Genomic DNA, 8962 nt, shown 5'->3' on the forward strand with positions numbered 1-8962 from the left:
TTCTCCAGTCGTGGTGTGAGTCGGCTCAGCCGCGCAGCGCGGAGGCGAAGATCGCGGGCAGACGGGTCCAGCCGGGGTCGGCGCCGAATCCGGCGAGCAGTTTGCCGGTGCCTGCGGCGGTCTTGTTGCCGACGAACCACGGCGGCTTCGGCGAGATCGCGAACTCACCGTGCAGCAGCGACCGCGGCGCGGGACGGAACGGGCCGCGCACCACGGTGCGCTGTACCCGGTCGATCAGCCAGGCGTTGTGCACCACGCCGATGCCGCTCTGCACGTCGTCGAGGGTGTGGCCGGGGAAGGCGCCCCAGGAGGCGGTCGGCGTCAGATAGCCGACGCCGGTCCAGGCGTTGATCGCGATGGTGCCGTATCGCAGGTCCTCGATCAGTTCGTCGAAGGCCGCGCCCAGTTCGGTGATCGTGTCAGGCTTGGCGATGATGTTGACGCCGAGCGTGCCGGTGAAATCATCGTTGGCGGTCCTGGCCGCGGCCCGCGCGAAACTCGCTCCCGTTCCCGGTAGTTCGACCACACCGAGCACCGGCGCGAAATATTCGTCGGACAGCAGCGGTTCGTGCATGGACGGCTCGATCCCGGTGACGAGCACCCGCTTGCCGTCGGGCCCGAGGCGTTCGGCTCGCGGGTAGGACGCGAGGGCCATGGCGACGCGGTCGTCGCTGCCCGGATAGTAGGCGCGCCGGGCGGGCGCGTTCGCGAGCGCGGTGCGCAGCGCGTCGAGGAACTGCTTCTTCTGCGGCCAGTCGGCGGAGATGATCAACGACTGCGAGGCCACGCAGTTGTAGCCGCCGTTGTGCAGTCGCTGGGTCGCGACGTGCTCGGCCTGGAATGCGATATCGGCCGGACTCCATTCGCCCGGCAGCACGATCGTGGGCGAGACACCGCCGAGTTCACTGGTGACCGGTTTGGTCAGCTTCGGAGTTCCGGCCAGTTTCCGTTCGGCGGCCTCGGCGCCGGTCCCCCACACGATCGCGTCATGCGTCTTGGCGCTGCCGGTCATATGCACGTGGGCGACGAGGTCATGGTTGACCAGATACCCGCCCACTTCGGCCCCGCCGGTCAGCAGCCGCACCGCGCCGAGCTCGATCAGCGGCGCGAGGATCTTGCCGAACACCGGCAGCAGCGGGTCGGTGATCGGGTTGAGTTTGAGCGCGACTACCCGGTTGTGCGCGATCAGCTCGTAGAGGGTGTCCAACGGCGCGATCGAGGTGATGTTGCCCGCGCCGAGGACCGCGCCGATGCCGTGGGTGCGGCGCGGATCGAGTTGGGCCAGCCCGGCATTGGCCTTCGCCGCAGCGCTGCTCACGCCACGCCGCAACCAGACCTGCGCGCTGAATCCGTTGAGCAGCAGCGCGTCGAAAGTACTCGCGGGCAGCACGTCGACGGTGACGTGATCGCCCGCTGCCCCGAAGGAAGCCTTCTCGAGCGGGCTCTTGCCGTGCGCCAGCGCATCGAGGGTGCCCGACAGCGCGCCGAGCGCGGCCGCCAGCACATACGGGCCGGACATCCACTCCTCGCCGATCAGTGGCGACGAAGGTGCGAGTCCCTTGATCCCCGCGGCCGCGTCCACCCACTCCTGCGCGTGCCGCCCGGTGAGTTCCCGAATCCGGTCGAGCAGTTCGCGCCGGCCCGCCAGCGGCAGCGCCGCCCATCTCTTCTCGCCCTCGACGAGCTCGGACAGAGCCGCGTCGACGGCGGCGTGAGTCGATGGCGCCAGGTTGGTTACCACGTTCGGTCCTCCAGGATGGATGAGCGGTTGGGCGAGCTTCCCGCATACCGGGACGTTCCCAGTGTGTGACGGGGGACACTGTCCAGACCAGGTGCCACGGTTGTGGACCACACCCGCCGGGTTTGTGCCCGTGCACAAACGGCCCGGAGGGTTGGCCCGTGACCCGACGCCGATCCGATCGCATGGAGACCGCGGTCGACGAATGATCGGCGCCCGCCGTCGGGCACTCGGCGTATACCTTTGCCGATGGTTAACCCACTACATCGGACGGACTGAACCTTCAACCCGCCGCCCGAGGCCGGCCCGGTCCACAATCCGCACCCGATGCGACAACCACAGCCGGCGCCGATGGATTTGTGTCCATGCACAACATGATGTGGCGCGAGTCACGCCCGAGCGCGTAGGCTGCTGACGTGACCGCACCACCGCCGACTGCCCCGACGCGCGCCCCCCGGCTCGCCAAGGAACTGCTCGCCCATGTCGAGCCGATGGCAGACGAGCTCGTCACCCGGATCACCGTCGCCGATCATTCCTACGCCGATCCGGGCCTGCTCACCGCCGAGGAACTGCGCGAGGCGTGCCTGGCCAACTTGACCGAGATCATCGGCGCGCTGGCGGGCCGCCCCGCCCGGCTGCAACCGGCGCGGGCCGTCGGACGGCTCAAGGCCGAACGCGGCGTCCCCATCGCCGCCCTCCTGCACGCCTTCCGGCTCGGCGGGCGGATGATCTGGGAGGAACTCACCGCCCGCTCCGTCGCGCCAGGCGATCCCGAACTGCGTGATCTCGCCACCGAGCTGTGGGAACTCATCGACACCTATTCCGATACCGCGGTCGAGGCCTACCGCGAGACGGAGATCCTGCTCGCCCATGCCGACGCCCAGACCCAGAGCCGGTTGATCCGCACGCTCTTCGACGACAACTCCGGCAATCCGGCCCGCGTGCTGACGGCCCTGCGGACATTGGGCCTGCCGGAGAGCGGAACCTACGCGGTGGTGTCGATCGAGCCCGCCGATCCCGGCGCCGCGCTACCGGGCAATCTGGTCAGCGCGATGAAGGATGCCGGGGTGCGCTCGGTGTGGGATTCGCAGATCGACGCCCACGTGGGGTTGCTGTGCCCTGGATCGCCCGCCGGGATCGACCGGGCGGTGGCGAAGCTGGCCGATCTGGTCGACGGACGGATCGGCCTGAGCACGAATTTCACCAGCCCGCAAGGCATTCCGGGCGCCCTCGCCGAGGCCAGGCTGGCGGCCCGCAGCGCCAGGCCCGGCGCGCGCACCCCGGTTCGGTTCGGCGATCAGCCCGTCGCGCACCTGCTGGTGATGCTGCCGGAGGCGAGCAGGCAGGCCGCCGCCCAGATCCTCGGGCCGGTGCTGCGGTTGCCGGAGCCCGAACGCGACGACCTGATCGCCGCGCTGCACGCCTGGTACGACTGCGCGGGCTCGACCGCCGCGGCCGCCGAACAGCTGCACTGCCATCGCAATACCGTGCGCTACCGCCTGCGCAAGCTGCGCGATCTCACCGGACGCGACACCACCGACCCCGTGCAGTCCGCCGAGCTGCATCTGGCATTGCAGGCCGTCACCCTGCTCGGGCCGGGACCGGCCCCGGAGACTATTTCCTGACTCAGCCGTAGTGGCAGACGTAGTGCATGGTCTGGCGCACCTCGATATCGAACGAGCTGTCACCCGGCACCGAGAACGATTCGCCCGCCCTGTAGACCACGGCCTCGTCCGCACCGGCGAAGGTGACCGCGCATTCGCCCTCGATCAGCTCCATGACCTCGGGTGCCGCGGTACCGAAGGTCAGGGTCGCCGGCTGGATGACGCCCACCGACTTCTTGGTGCCGTCGGGCAGCTCGAGGCTGTAGCTGACGCACTTGCCGTCGAAGTAGACGTTGGCCTTCTTCGCGACGCTGACATTCTCGAACTGCGACATGATCTCTTTCCCGTGGTGAGCCGGCGGGCGTCAGCCTACTTCAGCCAGTCCGCCGATCAGTCACCCCACCCGCCGGAATCGATGATCTCGTCCCAGGTCAGATAGGGAAGTTCGGGGTGGCGCTGGTGCACGATCTCGCCGGGCAGGGTTCCGGGCATGGCCTTGCGTGGGTCGGCGAGGGCCTGGGCCTCGATGATCTCGGTGAGGGCGCGGATTCCGCCGAGGCGGGGGTAGACAGCGTGCACCTGATCGGCGTAGCCGGGTGGCAGGTCGTCGGGACCGCCGCCGATGTCGAACCCGATTCCGTCCACCGCGATCCAGATGGCGGCGGGCCGGCGGCGCCGGTAGACGGGTGAATCGCTGAATCCCGACGTGTGCGCGGCGATGGCGTCCCAGACGACGTCGACGCGGCCGTCGGTGAGGCCGTTGCGTTCGAGGAATTCGGCCGCGTAGTCGGCGCCGTCGACCTCGAATCGCTGGTGGCCGTTGGCGATATCGCCGAGGCCGATGTCGTGCAGCGCGCAGATCAGATACATCAGCTCCTCGTCGTAGTCGGCACCCTGCCGCAGGCCTTGCGCCTCGGCCAGGGCGCGGCCGAAGAGGAATCCCCGGATGCTGTGGTTGCGCACCGGTGCGGTGAGGGCGGTGTCGATGAGTTGTTGTACCGCTGCGGCTATCGGCGATGAGGGCAGTGCGAGCGCGGGCGGTTGCGCTGCGGCCGTTGCCCTCGACAGTGCGATGGCGGCTCCGGCCGATGCGGCGGCGCCGAGCGCGGTACGACGCGAGATTTCCATGGTAGCTCCGATCCGAGTTGCCGTTCGGGATCGCACCGGGTGAGCCCGAACGCGATTCCCCTGAACCTTCAGCCAAATTGAAGGCTAGCGGATGAGCTTCAACCATGCTGAAAGATGTGAGCGAATGCGCACCACAGGCTCGTTCGATGCGCGACGCCGCCGGCGAGGACCGAACCCGCTGACCGCCTTGCCGCCCACGACTAGGCTGAGCGCAAGCGTCACCGATGAGATCAACCGCGCCCGCCAAGGTCGGATGCTCGCCCGGTCCGGCCTCGACAACCGGAGGCCCGCCATGTCGAATCCACGCATCATGCCCGCCGACGCTCCGATCGTGGTGGCCGTCGACGGATCGCCACAGTCCATGCACGCGGCGGCCTGGGCGGCGGCCGACGCCGCGTCCAGGGCGCGGCCGCTCGCCATCGTCTGCTCGCCGGAACTGCTCTCGGATATGCGCCCGAGCGTGCTGTTCTCCGCCGAGGACATCGCCGGGTCCCGCCGCCGCGCCGAGGAGACCCTGACGCGGGCCGCCGAGGTGGCGAAGAAGAGCGAGGTGCCCGGCGTCACGACCGAGCTCGTCGACGGCCGCATCGTCCCGTACCTGCTCGCGCGGTCGGCCGATGCGGTGATGATCGTGGTCGGCAGTCGCGGACTCGGCGCGTACCGGCGCAGCCTGCTCGGCTCGGTCAGTACGGCGGTGACCAGGCATGCGAAGTGCCCGGTCGCGGTGATTCGCGACGTCTCCGCCCTCGACGTGGTGTCCGCCGCCAAACCGGTGCTGGTCGGCGTCGACGGCACCCGCAACAGCGAGCCGGCCATCGAATTGGCCTTCGACGAAGCCTCCCGCCGCGGCGTCGGGCTGATCGCGCTGCACGCGTGGACCGATGTGACCGGCATGGATGTGCCCATGCTCGACTGGGTCGACAGCGAAGACATCGAGGCCGCGACCCTGGCCGAGGCGCTGGCCGGCTACTCCGAGCGCTACCCCGACGTCGACGTGCGGCGGGTGCTCGAACGTGATCGGCCCGCCCGCTCGCTGTCCCGCGAGGCCGAGAACGCGCAGCTGGTGGTGCTCGGCAGCCATGGGCGCGGCGGGTTCACCGGCATGCTGCTCGGTTCCACCTCCGAATCGGTGCTGCACTCGGTGGAATGCCCGGTGATCATCGTGCGGGCGTGAGGCCGGCGCTGGCCGAACCAAGCGAATCCGTGTTAACTTACTGCGGAATGGTCATTAACTTGACTGGTCGGCCGGAAGTCAGGAGTTGGTCATGGAGACCGCGGTCATCGTCGACGTCGTGCGCACACCTTCGGGCAAGGGAAAGGCCGGTGGCGGACTGTCCGATGTCCACCCGGCCAACCTGCTGGCAGGGGTGCTCTCGGATCTACTCGGCCGCAACGACCTCGACCCCGCCCTGGTCGACGATGTCATCGGCGGCTGCGTCACCCAAAGCGGTGAGCAGGCGTTCAACATCAGCCGCACCGCGGTACTCGCCGCCGGCTTCCCGGAGTCGGTGCCCGCGACCACCGTCGACCGGCAGTGCGGATCGAGCCAGCAGGCCGCGCATTTCGCCGCACAGGGTGTGATCTCCGGCGCCTACGACATCGCCATCGCCTGCGGCGTGGAGTCGATGAGCCGGGTGCCGATGTTCTCCAATGCCGCGGGCCAGGACGCCAACCGCGGACCCATCGCGCACCGCTACCCGGAGGGCCTGGTCCAGCAGGGCATTTCCGCAGAGCTGCTGGCCGCGCGGTGGAAGCTCGATCGCGGGCGCCTCGACGAATTCGCCGCCCGCTCACACCGATTGGCCGCCGAGACCGCCGAATCGGGCGGGTTCGCCAATGAACTCGTCACCGCCGGACGGCTGGACGCCGACGAAACCATTCGCGCCAGCACCACTGTCGACAAGCTCGCCGGCCTGAAGCCGGCCTTCGTCGACGAGAGCTACAAGAAGCGGTTCCCGGAGATCGACTGGTCGATCACGCCGGGCAATTCGTCCCCGCTCACCGACGGCGCTTCGGCCGCGCTGATCATGAGCGAGCGGATGGCGAACAAGCTCGGGTTGCGGGCGCGGGCGCGGTTCCACTCCTTCGCCGTCGTCGGCGACGATCCGCTGCTCATGCTCACCGCCGTGGTGCCCGCCACCCGTAAGGCGCTGGACAAGGCCGGGCTCGGCATCGATGACGTCGACGCCTACGAGGTCAACGAGGCCTTCGCGCCGGTGCCGCTGGTGTGGCAGCACGAACTCGGCGCCGACCCGGCCAAGCTGAATCCGCGCGGCGGCGCGATCGCGCTCGGCCATCCGCTCGGCGCGTCCGGCACCCGCATCCTGGCCACCATGGTCAATCACCTGGAGCAGACCGGTGGCCGCTGGGGCCTGCAAACCATGTGCGAGGCGGGCGGTTTGGCCAACGCCACCGTCATCGAACGGCTGTAGCTATTCGGGCCGGTAGCGGGCCCTGATGTGGAAGCGTTCGCCCTGCGGGCCGTAGATGCTCAGGTATTCGACGGGGTGTTCGTCGGCATTGCCGAACCAATGCGGCAGGTGGGTGTCGAACTCGGCGACCTCCCCCGCGGTGAGGACCATGTCGCGGTCGCCGAGGATCAGGCGCAGTTTGCCGTTGAGTACGTAGAGCCAGTGGTAGCCCTCGTGGGTGCGCGGGTCCGGTTCGCGGTCGGCGGGGCGGCCCGCCAGGATCTGTTTCCAGGCCTGTAGGCCGCCCGGCTTGCGGGTCAGCGGGATGACGGTCTGGCCGTTGCGGGTGAAGGGGCGCGCGTACACGCGCGGATCGCCGGTCTCGGGCGCGTTCACCAGCTCGTCCAGCGGCACCTGATGCGCCTTGGCCAGCGGCAGCAGCAGTTCCAGGCTCGGTTTGCGCTGCCCGGATTCCAGCCGCGACAGCGTGCTCACCGGGATGCCGGTCAGTTCCGACAGCGCGGCCAGCGTGGTGCCGTTGCGACGGCGCAGCTCACGCAGCCGCGGACCCACCGCGTCGATCACCTCGTCGAAGTCCCGATCCATACTGATATTGCAGTTCTGGCAAATTTGTTTGTCAAGTTCGCATGGTTGCTCGCATGCTGGGCCGTACCGCACCGAGGGATGGAGAAACGCGATGGACCAGCAGTTCTGGGACGAGATGTACGGCAGCCGCGAACAGTTGTTCAGTGGGCTACCCAACGATGTGCTCGTCGCGGAGGTGAGCGGCCTCGCGCCCGGGCAGGCCCTCGATGTCGGGTGCGGTGAGGGCGCCGATGCGCGCTGGCTGGCCGAACGCGGCTGGAAGGTCACCGCGGTGGATGTGTCGCGGGTGGCGTTGGAACGTGCCGCCGCGACGAGCGACGAGGTTGCCTGGTCGCACGCGGATCTCACGACCGTTCCGCCACCTGTGGCCGCGTTCGACCTGGTCTCCGCGCACTACTTCCCCATCGAGCTCGAACCCGATCACGCCACCATCCGCGGCTTGATCGATGCGGTCGCCCCCGGCGGCACGCTGCTCGTCGTCGGTCACGATCCGGCCGACTTCCCGCCGGATCACGAACACGGTTTCGACCCGCGCGACTACTACCAGCCCGAGCAGGTCGCCGAGCTGCTCGGCGACGACTGGACGGTGCTGGTCAATTCGGCCCGCCCACGCACCCGTCCGGGCCCGCCGGGAACCCACCACACCAGCGATGTAGTGCTGCGCGCCCAGCGCAAGCCTGCGAGCTGACCGGCCCGATTCCGAGAAACCGCCCGGCCGGTCTCTACCTGGGCTTACGCTCGAGAAGCCCCGGGGACACCGGGAAAGCGGAGCGAGCTGCAATGTCCCCGCAGCCCGCTCCGCCACGCTCTTCGCCGACACCACCGCCTCCGCTGGCGAGTCATCCCCGCGTTTCCAGAGCCGATTGCTATGGTCTGGATCACATGTGCGCCGGATGCGGAAACCATGAGGCGGAGGGGTGTCGATGCGGTTGACCCGGCGGGTCCAGGGTGTGGCGGCAGCGTTCGTGATCCTGTTGACCGGCGGGGCGGCCGGGGTGGCGACGCTGACCGACAACACGGTCGCCTACGAAACGCCCGCACCCGCCGTCGCGCCGGATGAACTGGCGCGCCAGTGGACTCAGACCCACGACGGCCCACAGCCGTACCCCGATGTGCACATCGACTGGGATGTGCCCATCACGATGAGCGACGGCGTGGTGCTCAAGGCGAACGTGTACCGGCCGATCCGCGCCGACGGCCAGGTGGAGACGACGCCGCTGCCGACCGTCGTCAACCTCACGCCGTACACGAAACTCATGACCAACCTGATCGATTCGGCTGTTTCCCTGCCGGGTCTACAGCAGCTGACCATGGACCTGGTGGGCCGGATCAACCTGTCCGGCACTCCGATCAGCGGTTTCGAGGATCTGCTGCACGCCCTCGACGGCGGCACCATCCAGACCGTGCTCGGCCTGGACCGCAAGCTGATTCGCAGCGGCTACACCCAGGTCGTCGCCGATGTGCGCGGCACCGGC

At 68.9% G+C, this 8962-nt stretch carries 9 protein-coding genes; 5 read left to right on the plus strand and 4 right to left on the minus strand.

Going from position 1 to position 8962, the window contains the following annotated elements:
• Window positions 1-25 precede the first annotated feature (25 nt).
• Window positions 26-1762, minus strand: coding sequence for an aldehyde dehydrogenase family protein (locus RJ05_RS26800; protein ID WP_373365090.1), 1737 nt, complete (start codon window positions 1760-1762; stop codon window positions 26-28).
• 392 nt (window positions 1763-2154) lie between these two features.
• On the opposite strand from RJ05_RS26800, the gene RJ05_RS26805 reads away from it, so the two are divergent.
• The gene (locus RJ05_RS26805) at window positions 2155-3363 is read left to right on the plus strand and encodes a PucR family transcriptional regulator (protein ID WP_036542190.1); all 1209 of its coding nucleotides are present in this window, start codon (window positions 2155-2157) and stop codon (window positions 3361-3363) included.
• Between the two features lies 1 nt (window position 3364).
• Here the strand turns inward: RJ05_RS26805 and ppnP are convergent, their stop codons facing one another.
• The gene (gene ppnP / locus RJ05_RS26810) at window positions 3365-3676 is read right to left on the minus strand and encodes a pyrimidine/purine nucleoside phosphorylase (protein WP_036542191.1); all 312 of its coding nucleotides are present in this window, start codon (window positions 3674-3676) and stop codon (window positions 3365-3367) included.
• Window positions 3677-3732: 56 nt separating this feature from the next.
• Window positions 3733-4470: an HD domain-containing protein gene (locus tag RJ05_RS26815; RefSeq protein WP_036542193.1), complete on the minus strand. Its 738-nt coding sequence runs from the start codon at window positions 4468-4470 to the stop codon at window positions 3733-3735.
• 292 nt (window positions 4471-4762) lie between these two features.
• Between RJ05_RS26815 and RJ05_RS26820 the strand changes: the two genes are divergently transcribed.
• Both RJ05_RS26820 and RJ05_RS26825 read left to right on the plus strand, forming a co-directional pair.
• Window positions 4763-5644, plus strand: a complete 882-nt coding sequence (locus RJ05_RS26820; RefSeq protein WP_036542222.1) for a universal stress protein — start codon at window positions 4763-4765, stop codon at window positions 5642-5644.
• Window positions 5645-5735: 91 nt separating this feature from the next.
• Entirely contained in the window at window positions 5736-6902 is a 1167-nt protein-coding gene (locus tag RJ05_RS26825) for a thiolase family protein (RefSeq protein WP_036542195.1), read from the plus strand.
• On the opposite strand, the gene RJ05_RS26830 is transcribed toward RJ05_RS26825, so the two are convergent.
• Complete coding sequence (locus RJ05_RS26830; protein ID WP_036542196.1) at window positions 6903-7487, minus strand: helix-turn-helix domain-containing protein; 585 nt, start codon at window positions 7485-7487, stop codon at window positions 6903-6905.
• 91 nt (window positions 7488-7578) lie between these two features.
• Between RJ05_RS26830 and RJ05_RS26835 the strand changes: the two genes are divergently transcribed.
• Both RJ05_RS26835 and RJ05_RS26840 read left to right on the plus strand, forming a co-directional pair.
• On the plus strand, window positions 7579-8175 hold the full coding sequence (locus RJ05_RS26835) for a class I SAM-dependent methyltransferase (RefSeq protein ID WP_036542198.1): 597 nt from the start codon (window positions 7579-7581) through the stop codon (window positions 8173-8175).
• 235 nt (window positions 8176-8410) lie between these two features.
• On the plus strand, window positions 8411-8962 hold a 552-nt coding region (locus RJ05_RS26840; RefSeq protein ID WP_217999022.1), incomplete at its 3' end, for a CocE/NonD family hydrolase.

Source organism: Nocardia cyriacigeorgica NBRC 100375, assembly GCF_000308555.1.
Classification (GTDB): Bacteria; Actinomycetota; Actinomycetes; order Mycobacteriales; family Mycobacteriaceae; genus Nocardia; species Nocardia cyriacigeorgica.